Origin of the sequence: Aureimonas pseudogalii (assembly GCF_014196835.1) — a bacterium.
Classification (GTDB): domain Bacteria; phylum Pseudomonadota; class Alphaproteobacteria; order Rhizobiales; family Rhizobiaceae; genus Aureimonas; species Aureimonas pseudogalii.
Map to the genome: position 1 here is coordinate 546,629 of NZ_JACIEK010000001.1, position 23,212 is coordinate 569,840.

The 23,212-nt window shown below is 69.4% G+C and carries 21 protein-coding genes and 1 pseudogene; 14 read left to right on the forward strand and 8 right to left on the reverse strand.

Going from position 1 to position 23,212, the window contains the following annotated elements:
* Positions 1 to 32: 32 nt before the first annotated feature.
* The 7 genes from GGR04_RS02560 to GGR04_RS02590 form a co-directional block, all read right to left on the reverse strand.
* Positions 33 to 809 carry an ABC transporter ATP-binding protein gene (locus GGR04_RS02560; RefSeq protein WP_183197525.1) on the reverse strand — a complete coding sequence of 259 codons (777 nt, stop codon included), beginning with the start codon at positions 807 to 809 and terminating at the stop codon, positions 33 to 35.
* Positions 806 to 1,657, reverse strand: coding sequence for an ABC transporter ATP-binding protein (locus GGR04_RS02565; protein WP_183197527.1), 852 nt, complete (start codon positions 1,655 to 1,657; stop codon positions 806 to 808). Before GGR04_RS02565 ends, GGR04_RS02560 begins: the two co-directional genes overlap by 4 nt.
* Positions 1,654 to 2,574 (reverse strand): nickel transporter permease, encoded by a 921-nt coding sequence (gene nikC, locus GGR04_RS02570; protein ID WP_183197529.1) that lies wholly within the window; start codon positions 2,572 to 2,574, stop codon positions 1,654 to 1,656. Before nikC ends, GGR04_RS02565 begins: the two co-directional genes overlap by 4 nt.
* Positions 2,571 to 3,665, reverse strand: coding sequence for an ABC transporter permease (locus tag GGR04_RS02575; protein ID WP_183197531.1), 1,095 nt, complete (start codon positions 3,663 to 3,665; stop codon positions 2,571 to 2,573). Before GGR04_RS02575 ends, nikC begins: the two co-directional genes overlap by 4 nt.
* Positions 3,666 to 3,698: 33 nt before the next feature.
* Complete coding sequence (locus GGR04_RS02580; protein WP_312857386.1) at positions 3,699 to 5,309, reverse strand: ABC transporter substrate-binding protein; 1,611 nt, start codon at positions 5,307 to 5,309, stop codon at positions 3,699 to 3,701.
* 138 nt (positions 5,310 to 5,447) lie between these two features.
* Entirely contained in the window at positions 5,448 to 6,497 is a 1,050-nt protein-coding gene (locus tag GGR04_RS02585) for a dipeptidase (RefSeq protein WP_183197533.1), read from the reverse strand.
* Positions 6,498 to 6,533: 36 nt separating this feature from the next.
* Positions 6,534 to 7,286 carry a UTRA domain-containing protein gene (locus tag GGR04_RS02590; RefSeq protein WP_183197535.1) on the reverse strand — a complete coding sequence of 251 codons (753 nt, stop codon included), beginning with the start codon at positions 7,284 to 7,286 and terminating at the stop codon, positions 6,534 to 6,536.
* Between the two features lie 160 nt (positions 7,287 to 7,446).
* Between GGR04_RS02590 and GGR04_RS02595 the strand changes: the two genes are divergently transcribed.
* The 8 genes from GGR04_RS02595 (at position 7,447) to GGR04_RS02630 (ending at position 15,520) form a co-directional block, all read left to right on the forward strand.
* Positions 7,447 to 7,602, forward strand: a complete 156-nt coding sequence (locus tag GGR04_RS02595) for a hypothetical protein (RefSeq protein ID WP_183197538.1) — start codon at positions 7,447 to 7,449, stop codon at positions 7,600 to 7,602.
* Between the two features lie 140 nt (positions 7,603 to 7,742).
* Complete coding sequence (gene uvsE / locus GGR04_RS02600; protein WP_183197540.1) at positions 7,743 to 8,795, forward strand: UV DNA damage repair endonuclease UvsE; 1,053 nt, start codon at positions 7,743 to 7,745, stop codon at positions 8,793 to 8,795.
* Between the two features lie 138 nt (positions 8,796 to 8,933).
* The gene (locus tag GGR04_RS02605; RefSeq protein WP_183197543.1) at positions 8,934 to 9,875 is read left to right on the forward strand and encodes a hypothetical protein; all 942 of its coding nucleotides are present in this window, start codon (positions 8,934 to 8,936) and stop codon (positions 9,873 to 9,875) included.
* Between the two features lie 313 nt (positions 9,876 to 10,188).
* Positions 10,189 to 11,154, forward strand: a complete 966-nt coding sequence (gene ytfQ / locus GGR04_RS02610) for a galactofuranose ABC transporter, galactofuranose-binding protein YtfQ (RefSeq protein WP_183197545.1) — start codon at positions 10,189 to 10,191, stop codon at positions 11,152 to 11,154.
* 189 nt (positions 11,155 to 11,343) lie between these two features.
* Entirely contained in the window at positions 11,344 to 12,855 is a 1,512-nt protein-coding gene (locus GGR04_RS02615; RefSeq protein WP_183197548.1) for a sugar ABC transporter ATP-binding protein, read from the forward strand.
* Positions 12,852 to 13,898 carry an ABC transporter permease gene (locus tag GGR04_RS02620; RefSeq protein WP_183197550.1) on the forward strand — a complete coding sequence of 349 codons (1,047 nt, stop codon included), beginning with the start codon at positions 12,852 to 12,854 and terminating at the stop codon, positions 13,896 to 13,898. Before GGR04_RS02615 ends, GGR04_RS02620 begins: the two co-directional genes overlap by 4 nt.
* Complete coding sequence (yjfF, locus tag GGR04_RS02625) at positions 13,895 to 14,857, forward strand: galactofuranose ABC transporter, permease protein YjfF (protein WP_183197552.1); 963 nt, start codon at positions 13,895 to 13,897, stop codon at positions 14,855 to 14,857. The genes GGR04_RS02620 and yjfF overlap by 4 nt, the downstream gene beginning before the upstream one ends.
* Positions 14,858 to 15,010: 153 nt before the next feature.
* Positions 15,011 to 15,520, forward strand: a complete 510-nt coding sequence (locus GGR04_RS02630) for a hypothetical protein (protein ID WP_183197554.1) — start codon at positions 15,011 to 15,013, stop codon at positions 15,518 to 15,520.
* Here GGR04_RS02630 and GGR04_RS02635 read toward each other — a convergent pair.
* Entirely contained in the window at positions 15,490 to 16,392 is a 903-nt protein-coding gene (locus tag GGR04_RS02635; protein ID WP_183197556.1) for a GNAT family N-acetyltransferase, read from the reverse strand. The genes GGR04_RS02630 and GGR04_RS02635 overlap by 31 nt on opposite strands.
* Before the next feature lie 222 nt (positions 16,393 to 16,614).
* Here GGR04_RS02635 and argE point away from each other — a divergent pair, with 222 nt between their 5' ends.
* The 6 genes and pseudogenes from argE (at position 16,615) to GGR04_RS02665 (ending at position 23,174) form a co-directional block, all read left to right on the forward strand.
* Complete coding sequence (gene argE / locus GGR04_RS02640) at positions 16,615 to 17,739, forward strand: acetylornithine deacetylase (protein WP_183197558.1); 1,125 nt, start codon at positions 16,615 to 16,617, stop codon at positions 17,737 to 17,739.
* The gene (locus GGR04_RS02645) at positions 17,736 to 18,659 is read left to right on the forward strand and encodes a 2-hydroxyacid dehydrogenase (RefSeq protein WP_183197560.1); all 924 of its coding nucleotides are present in this window, start codon (positions 17,736 to 17,738) and stop codon (positions 18,657 to 18,659) included. The genes argE and GGR04_RS02645 overlap by 4 nt, the downstream gene beginning before the upstream one ends.
* A gap of 26 nt (positions 18,660 to 18,685) precedes the next feature.
* Positions 18,686 to 19,039 (forward strand): cupin domain-containing protein, encoded by a 354-nt coding sequence (locus GGR04_RS02650; protein ID WP_183197562.1) that lies wholly within the window; start codon positions 18,686 to 18,688, stop codon positions 19,037 to 19,039.
* Positions 19,040 to 19,174: 135 nt separating this feature from the next.
* Complete coding sequence (locus GGR04_RS02655; protein WP_183197564.1) at positions 19,175 to 20,638, forward strand: aldehyde dehydrogenase family protein; 1,464 nt, start codon at positions 19,175 to 19,177, stop codon at positions 20,636 to 20,638.
* 10 nt (positions 20,639 to 20,648) lie between these two features.
* Positions 20,649 to 21,692: a tartrate dehydrogenase gene (locus tag GGR04_RS02660; RefSeq protein ID WP_183197566.1), complete on the forward strand. Its 1,044-nt coding sequence runs from the start codon at positions 20,649 to 20,651 to the stop codon at positions 21,690 to 21,692.
* 20 nt (positions 21,693 to 21,712) lie between these two features.
* Positions 21,713 to 23,174 (forward strand): annotated as a pseudogene (locus tag GGR04_RS02665) (NAD-dependent succinate-semialdehyde dehydrogenase).
* The last annotated feature ends 38 nt before the right edge of the window (positions 23,175 to 23,212 follow it).

Consider the following 23,212-nt stretch of genomic DNA (forward strand, 5'->3'; position numbering starts at 1 on the left):
TCGCCGGGAAGGCTTAACGAGGCGACCCCGCCTCAGGCGCCGCGCGGGGTCGGCCGCACGAAGCCGTCACTCGCCGTCATGAGCGCCTTGGCATAGGCTGAGGCGACGTCGCGGCGCGCCAGACGCCCTTGCCCGAGTTCTTCCACCGCCCGGCCCGCCCGCATCACCAGAAGCCGCTCGCACATGTGATCGACCACCGCGAGATCATGGCTGACGAAGAGATAGGTGAGGCCCCGCTCCACCCGCAGCCGCGCCAGAAGGTTCAGCACCTCCGCCTGGATCGAGGCGTCGAGCGCGGAGGTCGGCTCGTCGAGCAGCAGGATCGCGGGTTCGAGGATCAGCGCTCGGGCGATGGCGATGCGCTGGCGCTGGCCGCCCGAAAGCTGGTGCGGCAGGCGGAAGCGGAAGGCGGGGTCGAGACCGACGTCGCCGAGCGCCTTCAGGATGCGCGCGTCGCGATCCCCCAGGCCATGAATCGCCAAAGGCTCGGCGAGGATGCGGTCGATCGTGTGGCGCGGATGCAGCGAGCCGTAGGGGTCCTGGAACACCATCTGGACCTCCGCCGCGAACGCCTTGTCGCGCCGGCCTTCGAGCCGCATGCCGTCGACGAGCACCTCGCCGGACGAGATCGGGGCGAGGCCGCAGATCGCGCGCAGGATCGTGGACTTGCCCGAGCCCGATTCCCCGACGAGCCCGAAGGACGCGCCCGGCTCGACCGCGAAGGAGACGCCCTTCACGGCCTCCACCCGGCCCCGCCCCTCCCCGAGGACGACGCCGAGATCGCGGACCTCGATGCGCGGCGCGCTCATGCGCCCGCCCATTCGGGTCGGCGGTCGAGGACGGGCAGCGGCTCATGGCCGCCGCCGATGCGCGGCAGGCAGGCAAGCAGCCCCTGCGTGTAGGGGTGCTTCGCCTCGGCGAGGTTCACGGCTTCGATCTCCTCGACGATGCGGCCCTTGTACATGACGAGAACCCGGTCGCAGAAGGTCGAGACGAGACGCAGGTCGTGGCTGATGAAGAGCAGCCCCATGCCGCGCCCGCGCACGAGATCGTCGAGAATGCGCAGGATCTCCAGCTGCACGGTGACGTCGAGCGCCGAGGTCGGCTCGTCGGCGATGAGAAGCTCGGGCTCGGGGATCAGCATCATCGCGATCATCACCCGCTGGCCCATGCCGCCCGAAAGCTCGTGCGGGTAGGCGCGCAGCACCCGCTCGGGATCGCGGATCTGCACGTCCTCCAGCATCGCGACCATGCGGCGCTTCGCGTCTCCCGACGAGATGCGGCGGTGCGCGCGCAGCGCCTCGCCGAGCTGGCGGTCGATGCGCATCACCGGGTTGAGCGAGTATTTCGGGTCCTGCATCACCATGGCGATGCGCCGGCCGCGCACGGCGCGCATCTCGCGCTCCGACAGGCCGGTCAGGTCGGCGCCGCGAAACGCCAGCCGGTCGGCGGCGACATGGCCGGGCGGGCGCACGAGGCGCAGGATCGCGCGGCCCGTCATCGACTTGCCGGAGCCGGACTCGCCTACGATCGCCACCCGCTCGCGCCCCACCGTGAAGGAGACGCCGCGCACCGCCTCGACGAGACCGCGCCGCGTGTCGAAGCCGACGCGAAGGTTGCGGACGTCGAGGAGGGTCTCGGATGCGCCGGCGCTCACGACTTGGCGCTCCGCGGGTCGAGAATGTCGCGCAGCGCATCGCCGAGGAGGTTGAAGCCGAGGCTGACGAGGAGGATGGCGATGCCGGGAATCGTCGCCACCCACCAGTGCGTGAGGAGGTACTGGCGGCCCGACGAGATCATCGCGCCCCATTCGGCGAGCGGCGGCTGGGCGCCGAGCCCGAGGAAGCCGAGCCCGGCTGCGGTGAGGATGATGCCGGCCATGTCGAGCGTGATGCGCACGATGACCGAGGAGAGGCACATCGGCATGATGTGGCCGGTGATGATGCGGATCGTGCCGGCGCCTTGCAGCCGCGCGGCGGCGATGTAGTCGGAGCGGCGCACCGTCAGCGTCTCGGCGCGCGCGACGCGGGCGTAGGGCGGCCAGGCCGTCAGCGCGATGGCGAGGATGGCGTTCTCGATGCCGGGGCCGAGCGCGGCCACGAAGGCGAGCGCCAGGATGAGCCGCGGAAAGGCGAGGAAGATGTCGGTGACGCGCATCAGCACCCGGTCGGTCCAGCCGCCGAGCGTGCCCGCCACGGTGCCGATGACGAGGCCGAGCGCCGGCGCGGTGACGGCGACGAGCGCGACCACATAGAGCGTGACGCGCGAGCCGAAGACGAGCCGGCTCCAGACGTCGCGCCCGAGCTCGTCGGTGCCGAGCCAATGGCCGGCACCGGGCGGCAGCAGGCGAGTGTTGAGGTTCTGGACGTTCGGGTCGTGCGTGGCGATGAACGGCGCGAAGGCCGCCATCAACAGGAGCGCGACGATGAGGCCGAGGCCGATCATCGCCAGCGTGTTGGCGCGCAGGTCCGCCCACCCCTGCCAGAGCGCGACGGCGCGCGCCTGCAGGCGCGAGCGCGGCGTGTCGGTGGTGAGCCAGGTCAGCCAGCCCGTGGTGCCCTTGCCCGCGCTCATCGGGCCCTCGGATCGACGAGCGTGTAGACGACGTCGGACAGGAGGTTGAGGACGATGAAGGCGGCGCCGATCACCAGCGTGCCGCCGAGCACGGCGTTGAAGTCGGCGGCGAACAGCGCCTGCGTGATGTAGAGACCGAGGCCGGGCCAGGCGAAGACGGTTTCGGTGAGCACCGAGCCTTCGAGGAGCGCGGCATAGGAGAGCGCGATCACCGTGACGAGCGGCACGAGCGCATTGCCGAGCGCATGCACCCAGACGACGCGCCGCTCCGACACGCCCTTCACGCGCGCGGCGGTGACGTAGTCCTGCGAGAGCTGTTCGAGCATGAAGGATCGCGTCATCCGCGAGATGTAGGCGAGCGAGAAATAGCCGAGCACGAGCGCCGGCAGGACGAGATGCGTCAGCGCGTTGCCGAACACGTCCCAGGCGCCCGACAGCGCGGAATCGATGAGGATCGAGCCGGTGACGGGCGTCACGTCGAACTCGTAGGCGAGTTCGAACGAGACGTCGAGCCGGCCGGGGCCGCCGACCCAGCCGAGTTGGCCGTAGAAGACGAGCAGCGCGATGAGGCCGAGCCAGAAGACGGGCATGGAATAGCCGAGCAGGCCGACGACGCGGATCACCTGATCGGGCCAGCGCCCCTGGTGCACCGCGCCGAAGACGCCGACGGGCACGCCGAGGAGCACGCCGATCAACGTCGCGAGCGTGGCGAGTTCCAGCGTCGCGGGGAAGGCCGCCGCGATGTCCTCCACCACCGGGCGCGAGGTGAGGTTGGAGCGGCCGAGATTGCCGGTCACGACGTCGCCGAGATAGCGCACGAACTGCACGGGCAGCGGCTGGTCGAGACCGAGCGCGATCTTCGCGGCGTCGTACTGCGCCTGCGTCGAGCGATCGCCGACCACCGCGAGCACGGGATCGAGCGGCACGACGCGGGCGATGAGGAAGGTGACGAAGAGCAGGCCGAACAGCGTGATGGCGAGGCTGAACACGAGCCCGGCACCGCGCGAGAGGGCGCGCGGCACGCCGAGGCCGCCGCCGGTCGGGGCGCGCGCGGGACCCCGCGCGGGCTCGTCGAGAACGGGCGGGCTCATGCGCCCGCCCCGAAGACTGAACGGCGCAAGGGCCTACTTCGCCTTCGTCACGGTCCAGTAGAACGCCGAGGCCACCGCGCCGCCGGTGTGGAAGCCGTCGACGCCCGCCCGCAGCGCCGGCTGCTCGGAGCGCTGGAACAGCACCGCGATCGGCGACTTCATCTGCTCGATGCGCTGCATCTCCTCGTACATCGCGGCGCGCTTGGCCTCGTCCTTCTCGACCACGGCCGCCGCCACCATCGGTGTCGTCTCGGCCGCCGCATAGGCGTTGCGCCAGGCGAGATTGCCGACGAGCGCGCCGGCGTCCGAATTATCGGCATTGGCGGCGAAGACCGAGGCGTTGGTCTGGGGATCGGGATAGTCCGGCCCCCAGGTCTGCAGCGTCAGCTTGTGGTTGCGCGCGCGGTAGATCGACAGCGCCTCGGCGCCCGTCACCGAGCGAAGCGAGGCCTTGATGCCGCCCTGCGCCAGCGAGCCCTGGATCGCCTGCGCGATGTCCACCCGCTCCTTCTCGTTGCGGATCAGGATCTCGGTCTCGAATCCGTCGGGGTAGCCAGCCTCCGTCAGCAGCGCCTTGGCCTTGGCGACGTCGAGCTTGAAGGACTTGTCCTCGATGGCGCCGAGGAAGCCCGCCGGCAGGAAGGACTGGTGCGTCTGCTCCTGGCCCTTCAAGAGCTGGTTGGCGATGCCGTCATAGTCGATCAGATATTTGATCGCTTCCATAACCTTGGGCTTGGCGAGGATCTCGTCCTTCTGGTTGCCCGAGAGATAGTAGACCTGACCGCGCAGCTCGGTCTGGACCTTGAGGTTGGCGTCGCCCTCCACCGCCGCGATGTCGGTCGGCCCGAGATTGCGCGCGACGTCGACGTCGCCCTTCTGCAGCAGCAGAAGCTGCGTCGCCGGCTCCACCACGTGGCGCACGAAGACGCGCTTCATCGCCACCTCGTGGCCGAAATTCGGATTGGCGTCGAGAACCACCGATTCGTTCGGCTTCCAGGCGCGCAGCACGTAGGCGCCCGACCCCGCCGAATGGGTGTCGAGCCAGGCGTTGCCGAAATCCTCGCCGAGATTTTCGGAAACCACCGCCTTGTCGACGATCGAGCCGACCTCGGCCGTCAGCGCGTTGTAGAGGAAGGACGGCGCGTAGGGCTTGTCGGTGACGATCTGCAGCGTCGAGGCGTCCAGCGCCTTCACGCTGGTCTCGACATTGCCCTTCGTCAGGCCGAACTGGGTGAGGATGAAGGCCGGCGTCTGGTCGAGCTTGACGACGCGCTGCAGCGAGAAGGCCGCGTCCTCGGCGGTGATCGGGTTGCCGGACGCGAACTTGCGCCCCTCCGCCATCTTGAACGTGTAGGTCAGCCCGTCGTCGGAGACGCTCCAGCTCGCCGCGAGGCCCGGAATGGGCTTCAGCGTCGCCGGATCGATCTCGACGAGCGTCTCGTAGAGATTGTTGATCTGGTCCTGCCCCGAGAATTCGAAGCTCTCGGCCGGGTCGAGCGACTTCATGTCGTCGATGCCGTTGGCGATCACCAGGGTGTCGGCCGGGGTCTCGGCCATCGCCGCCGGGCCGAGAGCCGCGACGCCGAAAAACATGGTTCCGGCGAGGAGGCTGCGGGCGAGCGGGCGGGAGCTGGGGAGCGACACGGGCAACCTCGTCGGTTCGATGGGAAGACGATCGGCGCAGGGCACTCATAGGCCGCCCGACGCCGGAAGACCCAACGCTATGTCATGCTTAAGGACGGAGCAAGCGAGCGCAGTGCACAAACTGTGGACGAGATCGCCTCATGCCTTCCACGTGCGCTCGAGCACCGACAGCCAGTTACGGAACGCGATCTTCTCCAGCAGCGTCTCGCCGTAGCCGGCCGCTGCGAGGTGATCGAAGAGCTTCGGCAGCCCTTCGGCGGTGCCGATCGCATTCGGAATCGTGGCGCCGTCGAAGTCGGAGCCGAGTGCCACGCCGTCCTCACCGAGCCGTTCCAGCAAGGCGTCGAGATGCCGGCGCATCGTCTCCAGCGGCGTGTCGGCGTCCATGCGCCCGTCCTCGCGCAGGAAGGCCGTGGCGAAGTTCAGCCCGACGACGCCGCGCGAGCGCGCGATCGTATCCAGCTGCGCGTCCGTCAGGTTGCGGCTCACCGTGCAGATCCGGTGCACGTTGGAATGGGTGGCGACGAGCGGCGCGTCGGAGAGCTCGGCCACCTCCCAGAAGCCCTTCTCGTTGAGATGCGAGAGATCGAGAAGAATGCCGAGCTCGTTGCAGCGCTTCACCAGCCGCCGGCCGGGCTCGTGGAGGCCAGCGCCCGTGTCGGGCGAGGAGGGAAAGCGCATCGGCACGCCTTCGGCGAAATGGTTGGGGCGGCTCCAGACCATGCCGACCGAGCGAAGACCCGCCGCGAAGAGCACGTCGAGCATCCGCAGTTCGGGGTCGATCGCCTCGGCGCCCTCGATGTGGAGCACCGCCGCGAAGCTGCCGCGCGCCATCGCCGCCTCGATCTCGGCGACCGTGCGGCACACGGTCAGCCCGCCCTTCGAGGCCGCCTCCAGGCGGAAGAGGATCGAGGCCATCGCGATCGTGGCGTCGGCGCCCTCGGGGTGCGCGAGCGCCTCGGGCAGCGGCAGCGAATAGCCGTCCGCGCTCATGCGGTCGAACATGTCGCCGTTCATCGGCGAGGGCGGAAAGATCGCGAAGAGCCCGCCGGCGAGCCCACCGGCCTTCGCCTTCGGCAGATCGATATGGGCGTTCGATCCGCCGTGGAGGAACGCCTCGAACGCCGCCGGCGTCCGGTCGAGGTAAATGCGCAGCAGCGCGTCGTTGTGACCGTCGAAGACCTGCACGTCGGGATTCCCTGGCTGGATGAAAGACGGCGCGGCTCAGGCCGCGACCCGCACGAGGATGGCGTCGTGACGCCAATATTCGAAGTCGCAATCGACGCGCCGGCCGGCGCGGTCGTCATGGGCGCGGGTGACCAGCAGCCCCGGCGAGCCCACGGCCATGCGCAGTGGCTCGGCCGCCGCGGGGTGCAGGCCCACGGTGGTGATCTCGAACACCATGCCGCCGTAGGAGAAGCCGTAGTCGCGCTCGTAGATCTCCGTCATCGAGCCGGTGAGGTCGGCGGTCTCGAGGCCGGGAAAGGCGTCGGGCTGCAGGTGGTGCTCGACATAGAGCACCGCGCGCCCGTCGAGAAAGCGCTGGCGCCGGATGCGCAGGATGGGCAAGCCGACCGGGAGGGCGAGGAGCGCGGAGACGCGGGGGGCGCAGGGCACCACGGCGAAATCGAGCAGGCGCGTGACGGGCACGCGCCCCTGCGCCCGCGCGGTGCGATCGAAGGTGCCGCGCTCGGTCGGGTCGTAGACGAGACGCGGCGGCGCCACGAACCAGCCGCGCCGGTCCTCGCGGTAGAGCCGCCCCTCCGATTCCAGCATCGACAGTGCCTCGCGCAGCGTCACGCGCGTCGTCTCGAAATGCTCGGCGAGATCGCGCTCCGACGTCAGCCGTTCGCCGGGCGCCCAAATGCCGGAGCGCACGCGGCGTTCGATCTCCTCGCGGATGCCGAACGCGCTGCGCAGCTCGCCGTCGAGCTTCGGCCCGGCGCCTTCGTCCCGTTCCCATGCCGATTCGTGCATGTGCCCCGCTCGTCCCCAAGACGTGTCATCGTTTTGTTACAGGACCGGGCGCCCTCTGCGCCAGTGCGGGCGCTCCCGGCCTCTCCGGCGCATGCGAGAGCGGAGCCGATCGGGCCGCGATGCGTTGAGGACGCGAACCCCGAAACTAAGGACGCCCGCGATGAGCCATATTCCGAAGGACGAGTTCGACAACCAGCAGGACCAGCCCGACAATCAGGACCGCGACGCCGACCAGGCCTCGCAGCAGTCGCAGCAGGACGAGCTGAACGAGGCGCTGGCTCGCATCCTGAAGCAGGACACGCCGTCGCCCCGCTGAAGCGCGGCCTAGGACGAGGCGCGGCGGGAGCGGCATCGACGTGCACGATGCGCCGAACATCCCCCTCCCGCCGCCCGCGTTTAACGAAACTTCGCCGCGTTCCCGCCACCGCCCCCTGCCCGAAAGCCCATCGCCCGGACATGAACGACCCGACCCCAGCCCCCGCGCGCTTCGGCTTCCCCGTCAAACTTCTGAGCGATCCCGCGCTGAAGAGCGGCGACACGCGGCGCGCGGCAAACGAGCCGCATCTGAAGGTCTCGCTCGAACTTCTCGACGCCGTGCTCGACCAGCTCGACCGGCTGGACATCCGCATGTATCGGCTCGCCTCCGACATCGCGCCCTACGTCACCCATCCCGACATGCCGCAGTTCCATGGCATGGTGTCGGAGAGCCGGGCCGAACTCGCCGCCTTCGGGGCCAAGGCGCGGCGCCTCGACATCCGCCTCTCGTTCCACCCCTCGCAGTTCATCGTGCTGAACAGCCCGGACGCGGCGCTCGTCGCACGCTCGACCGCCGATCTCCTGTCGCAGGCCGAGATGCTGGACGCGATGGAGCAGCCGCCGGAGGCGGTGATGGTGATCCATGTCGGCGGCACCTATGGCGACGTCGCGGCCAGTCGCGCGCGCTGGGTCGAGACCTATGCGACGCTGCCCGAGCCGGTGCGCCGCCGCCTCGTGCTGGAGCACGACGACCTGCGCTTCTCGGCCGCCGACGTCCTGTGGATCCACGAGCGCACGGGCGTGCCGCTGATCTTCGACCACCAGCATTTCTGGTGCCTCAATCCCGAGCGCGCCGACATGCGCGAGACGCTCAAAGCGATCCTCGCCACCTGGCCCTCGGGCGTGCGCCCGAAGGTGCACTTCTCCTCGCCGCGCACCGAGATGCGCGAGCAGGTGCGCGTCGATCGAGTCACGAAGAAGAAGGTGACGTCGCTGGTGCCGCCGGTCTTCACCGGCCATGCGGATTTCTGCAATCCGTTCGAGTTCGCCACCTTCATGCGCACGGCCGAGGGGCTGACGTTCGACGTGATGCTGGAAGCCAAGTCCAAGGATCTGGCCCTGATGCGCCTTCGCCAGGATCTGCCGCGCTACGCGCCCGATGTCGCCGCCCGCTTCGGGTTGCCGATCGGCGACGGGACGCGGGATGCCGACCTTCCCCTTGATCCTCGGGAGGACGACGCCGGCACGCCGTAGAAAGATCCTGGGTGCCGCGAAGCACGCCAGCCGTTGAACGAGATCTTCAGCCGCCGAAAGAAATCGGCGGACACAACTAGGAATTGTTGGCAGTTTTAGACAGTCGGACTTAGCATCCTTTCCCCAGACGGGGGAAACATGCGGAAACTCTTCTATGGCTTGGCCGGGTTGATCGTCCTCCTGCCCGTCGCCGGCGAAGTCGCGGTTCGGCAGGCGGGGCTGATCGACGTTCCCCTGTACGATGCCGACAACCGCATCGGCTACATTCCGAAGCCGAACCAGCACGGCTCGTTCCTGAACGGCAACGACTGGGTCTTCAACGAACTCAGCATGGGCACGGCGCGTCCCTTCCGGGCCACCGACGAGACGGACGTGCTCCTCGTCGGCGACAGCATCGTCATGGGGGGCAACCGATACCGGCAGACCGAACGCCTCGGTCCCCAGCTGGAACAGGCGACCGGGGCCGCCGTCTGGCCGATCGGTGCGGCCAGCTGGCGGCTGCAGAACGAGTTCCACTACCTGGCCGATCATCCGCAGGTCGTGGCGTCCGTCGATCGCATCGTCTTCGTCGTCAATTCGAACGATTTTGCCGGCGTCTCCTCCTGGCGCACCGAGATGGCGCATCCGCGCCATCCGCCCGTCTCCGCGCTCGTCCATTTCCTTCAAAAGCAGCTTTTCGAGGCCGACGTGCCGATCCAGCCGGAGATGAAGGTGCCCGACGGCGACGCCTATGCCGACCTCGAGCGTCTCTCCCCGTCGTTCGGCGGGTCTTTCGACGTCTGGCTGTTTCCGTCCCGCGCCGAAAGCCTCGACCCCGCGCTTCGAAACGAGCATTTCGGCCCCGAGCGCGCCCGGCTCGAAGCCTTGGGTATCCATGGCATGCGCATCTTCGACGCGGCCGCCGTCCTCGGCCTCACCGAGGACGACTACACCGATCGATCGCACCCGACGCCGGCGGCGACGCGCAAGTTCGCCCACGCGATCGCCGACGCCTTGAAGACCGGCAGTTGCTCGGTCGCCGCTGGCTGTCGCCAGGTATCCCGCAACGGGGCCATCGGCAGCACCGGGTCGGGTCGGTAGCGGGGCTTCTTGCCGAAGCGAGCCTGCCTCCCGCCGCCGCTTCGAGACGGGTTCGACGGGGCGAGGCAGCGAAAGCGCCGTAAACGGATGGATCGAGCCCGCGAGTGCCGCACCGCATCATGCGGCACACCGAAACCACATTGACACAAGCCGCCCGATCGAACTTGTATGAGTTATTCGCGAGGTTGCACCTCGCGACCGATCAACCTTCGCGGGCGCGGCTTTTCGAAAGCGGCGTCCCGTGGTGATGTCTCCGGTGCGGATGCCGGAGGCGTGACGACCGGCCGGGCCGGACTTTCTGGGAGGAAAGACGATGACGACACTTCGCAGGATCGCAGCAGGCCTTGCGCTCGCGACGCTTCTCGGCACGCCGGCCATGGCCGCCGGCATGGTGGTGGGCTTTGCGCAGGTGGGTTCCGAATCGGGCTGGCGCGCGGCCGAGACGGCGGTGACCCGCCAGGAAGCCGAGAAGCGCGGCGTGGACCTCAAGTTCGCCGACGCCCAGCAGAAGCAGGAAAACCAGATCAAGGCGATCCGCTCCTTCGTCGCGCAGGGCGTCGACGCGATCCTGCTCGCCCCCGTCGTCGCCACCGGCTGGGACGACGTGCTGGCCGAGGCCAAGGAAGCCAAGATCCCGGTGGTTCTGCTCGACCGCAACATCGAGACCAAGGACGACTCGCTCTACCTGACCGCCGTGACCTCCGACCAGGTCCACGAGGGCAAGGTCGCCGGCGACTATCTCGTGAAGCAGGTGGGATCGAAGGACTGCAAGGTCGTGGAGCTGCAGGGCACCACCGGCTCCTCGCCCGCCATCGCTCGCAAGAAGGGCTTCGAGGAGGCCATCGCCGGCAAGTCCAACATCAGCCTGACGCGCTCGCAGACCGGCGACTTCACCCGCACCAAGGGCAAGGAAGTCATGGAGAGCTTCATCAAGGCCGAGAACGGCGGCAAGGACATCTGCGCCGTCTACGCCCATAACGACGACATGGCGGTCGGCGCCATCCAGGCGATCAAGGAAGCGGGCCTGAAGCCCGGCACCGACATCATGGTCGTGTCGATCGACGCCGTGCCGGACATCTTCGCCGCGATGGCCGCCGGCGAGGCCAACGCCACCGTCGAGCTGACGCCGAACATGGCCGGCCCGGCCTTCGACGCCCTCGAGGCCTTCAAGAAGGACGGCACGATGCCGAAGAAGTGGATCCAGACCGAATCCAAGCTCTACACGCAGGCCGACGATCCGAAGGCCGTGATGGAGTCGAAGAAGGGCCTCGGCTACTGATCGATCCGAACTTCGGGGCGGGAGCGGGCCGGTGCGGCCCGCTCCCGCCCCTTGTCGTTTCGCCTGACTGCCGCGCCCTCGCCCGCCCGGCTTCCGGACCCGGCGTCGATACGTGCCCTACCCGGTGATCGCGTCCACCGACCGCCGACCTCTCGCGTTCGCCGACCTTCCGCGTTCCAGGATCTGCCCATGTCTGAACCGCTTCTCGCCATCGAGAACCTCGGCAAGAGCTTCGCCGGAATGACGGCGCTCGCCGGCGTCGACCTGACCCTGCGCGCCGGCGAGATCCACGCCCTGCTCGGCGAGAACGGCGCGGGCAAGTCCACCCTCATCAAGACGCTGACCGGCGTCTACCGGCGCGACGGCGGCACGATCCGCCTCGCCGGCACCGAGATCCATCCCGCCGACAGCCGCGAGGCGCAGTCGCTTGGCATCGGCACCGTCTACCAGGAGGTCAATCTCCTGCCGAACCTCTCGGTCGCCGAGAACCTCTTCCTCGGCCGCCAGCCCATGCGTTTCGGCTTCACCGACGGGCGCACCATGCGCCGGCGCTCGGCCGAACTCCTCGCCAGCTACGGGCTCGACGTCGATCCCGCCGCGACGCTCGGCCAGCTCTCCGTCGCCGTGCAGCAGCTCGTCGCCATCATTCGCGCCGTCGACGTCTCCGGCAAGGTGCTGATCCTCGACGAGCCCACCGCCAGCCTCGACGCCGCCGAGGTCGAGACGCTGTTCGCCGCCATGCGGCGGCTTCGCGACCAGGGCCTCGCCATCCTCTTCGTCACCCACTTCCTCGATCAGGTGTTCGCGGTGTGCGACCGCGCCACGGTGCTGCGCAACGGCCGGCTGGTCGGCGAGCGCGCCATCAAGGAGACCTCGCAGATGGAGATCGTCACGATGATGCTCGGCCGCGAGCTCACCGAGGCGGTGTCCCATCCGGTGCGCGCCGCCGCCCCGGACGGCCCGCCGCGCGTCGCCTTTCGCGGCTTCGGCCGCAAGCGCTCGGTCGAGCCCTTCGATCTCGAGATCCGCCCCGGCGAGGCCGTGGGCGTCGCGGGGCTCCTCGGCTCGGGCCGCACCGAGACCGCCCGCCTCGTTTTCGGCGCCGACCGCGCCGATACGGGCGAAGCGCTGGTCGACGGCAAGCCCGTGCGCCTTACCAACCCGCGCGCGGCCATCCAGGCGGGCTTCGGCTACTGCCCGGAGGAGCGCAAGGTCGAGGGCATCGTCGGCGATCTCTCGGTGCGCGAGAACATCATCCTGGCGCTGCAGGCCCGGCGCGGCTGGACCAAGCCGCTGCCTATGCGCGAGCAGGTGCGCATCGCCGACCGCTTCGTGAAGGCGCTGGACATCCGCACCACCGACATCGAAAAGCCGATCAAGCTCCTGTCGGGCGGCAACCAGCAGAAGGCGATCCTCGCCCGCTGGCTCGCCACCGAGCCGACCTTCCTCATCCTCGACGAGCCGACCCGCGGCATCGACGTCGGTGCCCATGCCGAGATCGTGCGCCTCATCGAGTCGCTCTGCGCCGACGGGATGGCGATGCTCGTCATCTCCTCCGAGCTCGAGGAGATCACCACCTATTCCAGCCGCGTGCGCGTGCTTCGCGACCGCCGCCATCTCGGCGACCTCACGGGCGACGAGATCAATCCCGCCGCGATCATGCGAACGATCGCCGGCACCGACGCTCCGGCTCGCGCATGATTCTCTCCCGTCTTCGCCCCGCCCTGCCGCAGATCCTGGCGCTCGCCGCGGTGCTGTCAGCCAACTGGCTGGTGTTTCCCGGCTTCTTCGACCTCGCGCTTCGCGGCGAGCGGCTCTACGGGCCGCTGGTCGACGTCCTCAACCGCGGCGCGCCGGTGATGCTGCTCGCCATCGGCATGACGCTGGTCATCGCCACCAAGGGCGTCGATCTCTCCGTCGGCGCCACGATGGCGATCTCGGGCGCGGTGGCCGCCACCCTCACCGTCGCGGGTTATCCCGTGCCGCTGGTGCTGCTGGCGGCCCTCGGCGTCGGCCTCGTCTGCGGCCTGTGGAACGGCTTCCTCGTCGCCGTCCTCGACATCCAGCCGATCATCGCCACCCTCATCCTCATGGTCGCGGGCCGCGGCATCGCCCAGCTCGTCACCTCCGGCACCATCGTCACCTTCAACGATCCCGTGCTCTTCTTCATCGGCGGCGGCTCGTTCCTCGGCCTGCCGATGCCCGTGGTGATCGCCTTCGCGGTGGCGCTTCTCGCCATCCTCCTCGTGCGCCGCACCGCGCTCGGCCTTCTCATCGAGGCCACCGGCATCAACCGGCGCGCCTCGGCGCTGGCGGGCATCGATGCCAAGGCCATGCTGATCGCCGCCTACGTGACCTCGGGCCTCTGCGCCTCGGTGGCGGGCGTCATCGCGGCCGCCGACATCCGCGGCGCCGACGCCAACAATGCCGGCCTCTGGCTGGAGCTCGACGCCATCCTCGCCGTCGTCATCGGCGGCACCTCGCTGATGGGCGGGCGCTTCTCGATCCTCCTGTCGCTCGTCGGCGCCCTCATCATCCAGGCGATGAACACCGGGATTCTCCTCTCGGGCTTCCCGCCGGAAATGAACCTCATCCTCAAGGCCGTGTTGATCGCGGCGATCCTCGTGCTGCAGTCGCCGGCCTTCGCCCAGCTCGCGAGCGCCTTCCGCTCCGCCCCGCCGCCGCCGGGCCGGCCCGCGCCGCCGCTCGTTCCCACCGCCCGCGGCGAGGTTTCCGGCCGATGAACGCCCGCTTCCTGCCGCTTGCCGTCACCGTCGGCGTCTTCGCGCTCGCCTTCGCGCTGTCCTCGATCCAGTTCCCGGCGATCCTCACCACCCGCGTCGCCGCCAATCTCCTCACCGACAACGCCTTTCTCGGCGTCATCGCGGTCGGCATGACCTTCGTGATCCTGTCCGGCGGCATCGATCTCTCCGTCGGCTCCGTCGTCGCCTTCACCGGCGTCTTCCTCGCCGTCACCATCCGCGACGGCGCGCACCCCTATCTGATGATCCCGGCGATCCTCGCCATCGCGGCCGTCTTCGGCGCCGGCATGGGCGCGATGATCCACTATCTGCAGACCCCGCCCTTCATCGTCACGCTCGCCGGCATGTTCCTGGCACGCGGCGGCTGCTACCTGCTCACCACCGAATCCGTGCCGATCGACCATCCCGCCTTCGACGCCCTCAAGCAGCTCTACTGGGTGATCCCCTCCGGCGGGCGCCTCACCTTCGTGGCCATGGTGATGCTCGCCGTCTTCGCCCTCGGCATGATCGTCGCCCACAAGACGCGGTTCGGCACCTATGTCTACGCGCTCGGCGGCGACCGCACCTCGGCCGAGCTGATGGGCGTGCCCGTCGCCCGCGTCACGATCGGCATCTACGCCCTGTCGAGCCTGCTGGCCGGCGTCGCGGGCGTCGTCTTCGCCCTCTACACCTCGTCGGGCTATTCGCTCGCCACCGTCGGCGTCGAGCTCGACGCCATCGCCGCCGTGGTCATCGGCGGCACCCTCCTCACCGGCGGCGTCGGCTTCGTCGCGGGCACATTCGTCGGCGTCCTCATCTCCGGCCTCATCCAGACCTACATCGTCTTCGACGGCACCCTCTCCTCCTGGTGGACGAAGATCGCCATCGGCCTCCTCCTCTTCGCCTTCATCACCCTGCAGCGCGGCCTGACCAAACGCACCAGCCTCGCCGCCTCGGCCTGAGGCCGTTCTTGCGCGTCACCGCCTTGGCGCGTGCCGTGCGATGGGCACTGAAGGCTCGGCACGGCGGTCGAATCCACGAGTCGGCTACTGGTCCGGCAATATCGGAGCGAGATCGAACGGCTGGGGAAATTCGCGGGTTCGATCCCCGAAGGGGTGATCTCGGAGGCGTTCCAGGATCTCCTGAAGTCCTGGTCGCGCCAGAACGGCCTGCATTTCATCAGCCAGTACGAATTCGCCCCGCCGCAGAAGAATCACATCCGTTCGGACGGCACGATCCTGCACGATCTGCGCGTGCCGCTGGCAAATGGCAGACCAAGGACAGGGGCGACGATCTCGACGTCGAGATCAAGAAGAAGCTGGCCAAGGCCACCCGCAGGACGACATCGTCTTCGAGAACTCGGTGACGGCCGTTCTCATCCAGAACCGCAGCGTCCGGCGTCGTCGCGCCGCGCGCTGGCGCATCCCGGTCTTGCGCATCCGCCGGACTGGCTCGTGCGAACCCACGATGCAGGTGGCGCCCGCGAGAGGCGCGGCTTCGCCGTAGCGCCCGATCCCGAGGCCTTCATGATCCGGCGGACCGGCACCGCGTATCGGACAGCCGATGGATGGCCGCTCAGTCAGGCCGTTCGTCCTCAGCCGAGCGCCTGCGTCGCGACCGCGTAGGTTCGCGGGATCCCCGGTTTCGGCGCGCCGATCCCGTTGCCGCCGAGCGCCATGGTGGTGACCGTGTCGTAGACCGAGAGACCGCATTCGGCGAGGAAGGCGAAGAAGGCGCCGTCGCGCTCGCGCGTGTCGAGGCGCAGGAACCGGCCGGCCTTGTCGACGGCATGCGGCCGCACGACGGCGATCGCATCCGCGTCGGTTGACGCGACGACCGGACCGATCACGTGGCCTCGTCCGAACCGTCGGCAGAGCGCGAAGGCCTCGATCCGTCCGTCCCGGACGAGGGCGACGCCCTTGGACACGTCCAGGAGCTTGGCCAGAAGCGCCGCGCGGCCGGCGCCGAACGCCTGCGCGTCGAGGTCGGCGAGCGCCGGGAAATCGCTCGCCTCGATGCTCCGCAGCGCAGCGCCCGGCGGCAGGGGCCCGTCCGGCGGGCGCTGCGCCACGGCATGGCACTGATAGAGGGTCGCCTCGGGCTGGAATCCGAGGGACAGGTAGAGCCGGCGCGCGGCGCTCGTCGCGTTCAGGCCGAAGACGCGGGGGCCGGCGTCCTGCATCACATGGTCCATCATCCAGCGGGCGGTGCCGAAGGTCTGCAGGCGCGGCGAGGTGATGACCATGCCGATCGTGGCGAAGTCGCGCTCGTAGGGGAACCACATGGCCGAGCCGACGGGCCGGCCGATCTCGTCCTGCAGGACGATGCCGCGCCCGACCTTCAACAGGAACTGCCAGTCCTCCGCCCGGTGCGGCCAGCGAACGCCGATCGAATGGGCGTGAAGCACCTCGATCGGCACCTCGGCGATATCGGTCGCGGTCAGCTCGAAACTGTCAAGATGAAGGATGGTCGGCTTCGTCACGATCTCCCCTTCCATGGGGCTCTTCCTTGCCGCAGGGCAGCGCGCCTCCAACGCAGCCGGCGATAGAGTGCCGCATCGCACGCCATAGAGTCTGCTCAAGATGGCGGTCTTTCGAAACTTTCCACCGCCGCTCGCCCAGACTTCGGCAATCGCGAACGCCGTGCACCGCTAGTCTGTGGCGCAGGGGCGACACTGCGCCGCCGACCGTGGCCGGCCAGCGCGACGATGGGGAGCGCCATGACACCGGAAGAGATCCTCGCCCGCCTCGTCGGGTTTCCCTCGGTGGTCGGGCGTGCGAACGGCGAGATCGTCGCCTTCGTGCGCGACGTCTGCGAGGTGGCGGGCGCGAGCGTCGCCGTGTTGCCGGGGCCGGAAGGCGACCGCGCCAATCTCTTCGCCACGATCGGCCCGCGCGACGTGCCGGGCGTCGTGCTGTCCGGTCACATGGACGTCGTGCCCGCCGGGGAACCCGGCTGGTCCAGCGATCCCTTCACGCTCCGGCGGGAGGGCGAGCGGCTCTACGGGCGCGGCACCAGCGACATGAAGGGCTTTCTCGCCGCCGTTCTGGCGGCCCTTCCCCGGCTCGCCGCGGTGAAGCTGGCCAAGCCGATCCATCTCGCCTTCTCCTATGACGAGGAAGCGGGTTGTCGAGGTGCGCCCCATCTCATCGCCGCGCTGCCCAGCCTCTGTGCCACGCCCGAAGCCTGCATCGTCGGCGAGCCGAGCGGGCTCCGGGCGATCCGCGCCCACAAGGGCAAGGCCGCGGCGCGGATCGGGATTGGCGGGCGTTCGGGTCATTCCTCCCGGCCCGATCTCGGCCTCAACGCCATCCATGCCATGGCCGAGGTGCTGACGGCGGCGCAGGAGCAGGCGGACCTCCTGTCGAAGGGCCCCTTCGATCCACGGTTCGCGCCGCCCTACTCCTCCCTTCAGGTTGGAACGCTCCGGGGCGGTCAGGCCCTCAACATCATTCCCGACGCCTGCACGGCCGAGATCGAGGCTCGCGCCGTCGCGGGCGTCGATCCGCTCGGTCTTCTCCAGCCCGTGCGCGCCGCGGCCATGGCGCTGGTCGAACGCGGCTTCTCGGTGGATTGGGACGTGCTCAGCCACTACCCTGCTCTGTCGCTCGACGAGGACGCACCGCTCGCCCGCCTGCTGGAAGACCTCACGGGCAAGGTTCCGCTCGCCGCCGTCAGCTACGGCACGGAGGCCGGGCTCTATCAGGCGGCGGGCATTGCCTCGATCATCTGTGGGCCGGGCGACATCGCACGGGCGCACAAGGCCGACGAATATATCGAGGCGGGAGAACTCGCGGCGGCCGTCGCCCTCGTCGAGGCGTTCGGCGAACGGCTCTGCGCATGACCTTTCTCTTCAACTCCGACGCCGCGCGCGGCGCGATCTTCGCCGACGAGTTCGCCGTCGCGCTGCCGGATCTTCCCTTCGCGCAAGGGGCAGCCGGCGTCGATCCGGAGACGGTGCGCTACCTCATCACCTGGAAGGCGCCGGAGGACATCGCGCGCTACCGGAACCTCGAAATCCTCTTCTCCATCGGGGCCGGCATCGAACAGTTCAGCGGTGCGCTCCTGCCACCCGGCGTGAAGCTCGTGCGCATGGTCGAGGACGGGATCGTGCGCATGATGCAGGAATATGCGACGCTCGGCGTGCTCGCCCTCCACCGGGATCTGCCGGCCTATCTTCGCCAGCAGAACCGCGCCGAATGGGCGGCCCGTCCCGCCCGTCAGGCGGGAGAGCGCCGCGTCGGCCTGCTCGGTCTCGGCCAGCTCGGGCTGGCCGTCATCGAGCGGCTGAAGCCCTTCGGCTTTCCGCTGGCCGGCTGGAGCCGGACGCCGCGCGAGATCGCGGGTGTCGAATGCTTCGCCGGTCCGGCCGGCCTGCCCGGCTTCCTCGCGCGGACCGACATTCTCGTCTGCCTTCTGCCGTTGACGCCGGAAACGCGCGGCATTCTGGGCGCCGACCTCTTCGCCGCGCTGCCCGAGGGCGCAGGCCTCGTCCATGCCGGGCGTGGCGGCCATCTCGACACCCCGGCGCTTCTCGCCGCGCTCAACGGGGGACGGCTTTCCGCCGCCATGCTCGACGTCACCGACCCCGAGCCGCTGCCGGCCGGGCATCCGCTCTGGCGCCATCCCTGCGTGATCCTGACGCCGCATGTGGCGAGCGTCACGCAGCCCGTCACGGCGGCCCGGGCCGTCATCGACAACATCCGCCGCCACGAGGCCGGGCTCGACCCGATCGGCCTCGTCGATCCCGTCCGCTTCTATTGAAGCCGAGCCTTCGAAGGATCCGTTCCATGTCGCTTCTCCTCACCATCGATACCGATCCGACGACCGCGCCTCGGGAATCGAAGGCCATGCCGGAACGGCTGATCTCCGGCGATCCCAGCTTCAGGACCTGGGCGCAGGACGTCTCGCAGGGCGAGCGCACGCACACCGGCGTCTGGCAGGCGACGCCGGGCGAGACGCGCTCGATCAAGGGCGAGAGCTTCGAATATTGCCACATCCTGGAGGGCGTCATCGAGCTCGTCGAGGACGGCCACGAGCCCCGCCGCTTCCAGGCGGGCGATATGTTCGTGATGAAGCCCGGCTTCACCGGCATCTGGCGCACGATCGAGACGGTCAAGAAGATCTACGTCACCGTCTACTGAGCGGCCGGACGCGACACAATCCACCGCGCGACTTCAGGCAAACGAGGCGAAACCCTCGTGTCCCCTCGCCGAAGAGCGGAAGCTGCGCCGGGGCGGGCGCTATCCTCGATGCCGAACCCGTCCGCAGGATCGTCCATGACACTCTCCTTCGACCCCGACAGCATCGCTCTGCCGCATGGCCATTTCATCGGCGGGCGGCTCGTGCCGGCCGAGGGCGTCATTCCCATGCACCGCCCCTCGGACGGCGTCGCCTATGCCGCCTGCCCCGTCGCGGACGGCGCGCTGGTGGACGAGGCGGTGGCGGCCGGCGAGAAGGCGCTTCGCGACAGCGGCTGGGACGAGGTTCGTCCGCGCGAGCGCACGCGCGCGCTCCAGCGCTGGGCCGATCTGATCGAGGTGAACGCCGAGCCGCTCGCGCAGCTGGAAGCGCTGTCCTCCACGCGGCCGGTCGGCCAACTCGTCGCCGGCGACATCGCGGTGACGGCCGAGCAGATCCGCTTCTTCGCCGAATTCGCCGACAAGGAATGCGACGCGCTGGTGCCGACCGACGAGAACAGCCTCGGCATGGTCATGAGCGAACCCTACGGCGTCGTCGGCGCAATCACGCCCTGGAACTTCCCGCTGTCCATGGCGGGCTGGAAGCTCGGGCCGGCGCTCGCCGCCGGCAATGCCGTGGTGCTGAAGCCCTCGGAAATGACGCCCTTCTCGACGCTGCGGCTGGCCGAGCTGTCGGTGGAGGCGGGCCTTCCCCCCGGCCTCGTCAACATCGTCCTCGGCGACGGACCGACCACGGGCAGCGCCATCACCGGCCATGCCGGCATCGGCAAGGTCAGTTTCACCGGCTCTACGGCGGCAGGCTCGGCGATCATGGCGAACGTCGCGCGCACCGGCGTCAAGCCGATGACGCTGGAGCTCGGCGGCAAGAGCCCGCAGGTCGTCTTCGCCGATGCCGACCTCGCCAAGGCCGCTCAGGCGGTGGCGGGGGGCGTCCTCTCCAACGCCGGACAGGCCTGCGTCGCCGGCACGCGGCTGATCGTGGAGGAGAGCGTCGCCGAGGCGCTGGTCGCCGAGATCCGGCGGCATATGGCGGCGATCCGGCCGGGTCCGACCTGGGACGCGCGCACGCAGTATTCGCCGATCATCTCGGAGCGGCAGATCGCACGGATCGAAGCCCTCGTGGACGCCTCCGTCGCGGCCGGCGCCCAGTCCCTCTGCGGCGGAACGCGCCTCGAGCGCGAAGGCTACTTCTACGCCCCGACGCTGCTCGGCGGGCTGGAGGCGACATCGCCCGCGCTGACCGAGGAGATCTTCGGCCCGGTCCTGACGCTCCAGACCTTCCGCACCGAGGAGGAGGCGTTGGCGCTGGCCGATCATCCGACCTACGGCCTCGCCGCCGGTCTCTTCACCCGCGACCTCTCGCGCGCCCTGCGCCTCACGCGAAAGCTGCAGGCCGGCACGGTCTGGGTCAACCGCTTCGGCCGCTCGCGGGATCACATCCTGCCGACGGGCGGCTACAAGCAGAGCGGCATCGGCAAGGATCTCGGCCGCGAGGCCTATCATGCCAACCGGCGCTCCAAGAGCGTCCTGATCGGCCTGTGAGGAGCACCCCATGAAGACCCACCGCATCGCGCGCATTCCCGGCGACGGCATCGGCACGGCGGTGCTGGATGCCGCCTCGGCCGTTCTCGACAAGGCCGCCGCGTCGTCCGGCTTCGCGCTGGAAAGCCAGACCTTTCCCTGGTCCTGCGCCTTCTACAAGGAGACCGGCGCGATGATGCCGGCCGACGGCATCGAGACGTTGCGCGGCTTCGACGCGATCCTGCTCGGCGCGGTCGGCTGGCCCGCCGAGGTGCCCGACTCCGTCTCGCTCCACGGCCTCCTCCTGCCCATCCGCAAGGCCTTCGTGCAATACGCGAACGTGCGGCCGCATCGCCTCCTTCCCGGCGTCGAAGGCCCTTTGCGCGAGGGCGGCTTCGACCTTCTCTGCATCCGCGAGAACACCGAAGGCGAATATTCGGGCGCCGGCGGGCGCGTCCACCAGGGAACGGCGGACGAGGTGGCGGTCGAGACCTCGATCTTCACGCGCACCGGCGTCGAGCGCATCCTGCGCTTCGCCTTCGAGCGGGCCACGGAGCGGCGCGGCAAGCTCGCCTCCGTCACCAAGTCCAACGCGCAGAAGCACTCGATGGTGTTCTGGGACGAGATCACCGCCCAGCTTTCGGGCGAGTACCCGGCCGTTGAGGTCACGAGCTACCACATCGACGCCATGGCCGCGCGCATGGTCATGGCGCCGCAGACGCTGGACGTGGTCGTCGCCTCCAACCTCTTCGGCGACATCCTCACCGATCTCGGCGCGGCCATCCAGGGCGGCCTCGGTTTCGCGGCTTCCGCCAACATCGACCCGACGCGCAAGAGCCCCTCGATGTTCGAGCCCGTCCACGGCTCGGCGCCCGACATCGCGCATCTCGGCATCGCCAATCCGATGGCGACCATCTGGTCGGGCGCGATGATGCTGGAGCATCTCGGCGAACGAGACGCCGCCGCGCGCGTCATGACGGCGCTCGAAGCCACGACCGCACGCGGCATCGGCACCGTGCCCGGCCGTGACCGGACGGACGCCATCACGGCTGCGGTGCTCGAAGCGCTGGACTGACCTTTCAGGAGAGAACCACCATGGACGGACTCGGCCGCAAGGACCTCTTCCGCCAAGCCCAACTCATCGGCGGCGACTGGAGCGCAGCCTCGGACGGCGCGACGATCGAGGTCGCGGACCCCGCGACGGGCCGTGCCATCGGCACCGTGCCGGATGCGGGCGCGGCCGACACGCGCCGCGCGATCGAGGCCGCGGACGCCGCCTTCCGGCCCTGGCGGGCCCGCACCCATGCCGAGCGCGCGGGCCTGCTGGAGCGCTGGCACGACCTGATGCTGGAGCATCTGGAGGATCTCGCGCTGATCCTCACCACCGAGCAGGGCAAGCCGCTCTCCGAGGCGCGCGGCGAGATCCGCTACGGCGCGGCCTTCGTGAAGTGGTTCGCGCAAGACGCGCGGCGCATCGGCGGCGCGACCATCCCCTCGCCGACCGCCGACCGGCGCATCCTCGTCCTGAAGGAGCCGGTGGGCGTCTGCGCCATCATAACGCCGTGGAACTTTCCGACCGCGATGATCACCCGCAAGGTCGCGCCCGCGCTCGCGGCCGGCTGCACCGTCGTCATCAAGCCGTCCGACTTCACGCCCTATTCCGCGCTCGCGCTCGGCGTGCTGGCGGAGCGCGCGGGGCTTCCGGCCGGCGTCGTCAACATCGTCACCGGCATGCCCGCCGCCATCGGGGCGGAGCTGACGGCCAGCCCGACCGTGCGCAAGCTGTCCTTCACCGGCTCGACCAAGGTCGGCGCGCTGCTCATGCGCCAGTCGGCGGACACGATCAAGCGGCTCAGCCTGGAGCTCGGCGGCAACGCGGCCTTCATCGTCTTCGACGACGCCGATCTCGACCTCGCGGTGGAGGGCGCCATCGTCTCGAAGTTCCGTAACGGCGGCCAGACCTGCGTCTGCGCCAATCGCATCCTCGTGCAGTCCGGCATCTACGACGCCTTCGCCGAGAAGCTGTCCGCGCGCGTGTCGGCCATGAAGGTCGGCCCCGGCACGGTGGAGGGCGTCGATATCGGGCCGATGATCAACCCGGCCGCGCTGCAGAAGATCGAGCGCCACGTCGCGGACGCCCTCGCCAAGGGCGCGCGCGTCCTGTCGCAGCGCCCGGCCGGCATGCCGGAGGGCGGGCAGTATGTCGCGCCGATCGTTCTGGGCGGTGCGACGGCCGAGATGGACCTGGCCGACGAGGAAACGTTCGGGCCGGTCGCCCCGCTCTTCCGCTTCGAGACCGAGGCCGAGGCCATCGCGCTCGCCAACGGCACGCCCTTCGGCCTCGCCGCCTATTTCTACACCGAGAGCCTCAAGCGCTCCTGGCGCGTGGCGGAGGCGCTGGAGGTCGGCATGGTGGGCTTGAACACCGGCGCGATCTCCAACCGAGGTCGCACCCTTCGGCGGCGTCAAGCAGTCCGGCCTCGGGCGCGAGGGCGCGGAATGCGGCATCGAGGAGTATCTGGAAACCAAGAGCTTCCACATCGGCGGGCTCGGCTGACCGCAACGAAAAAAGGACGGCGCGCCCTTCGGCGCCCG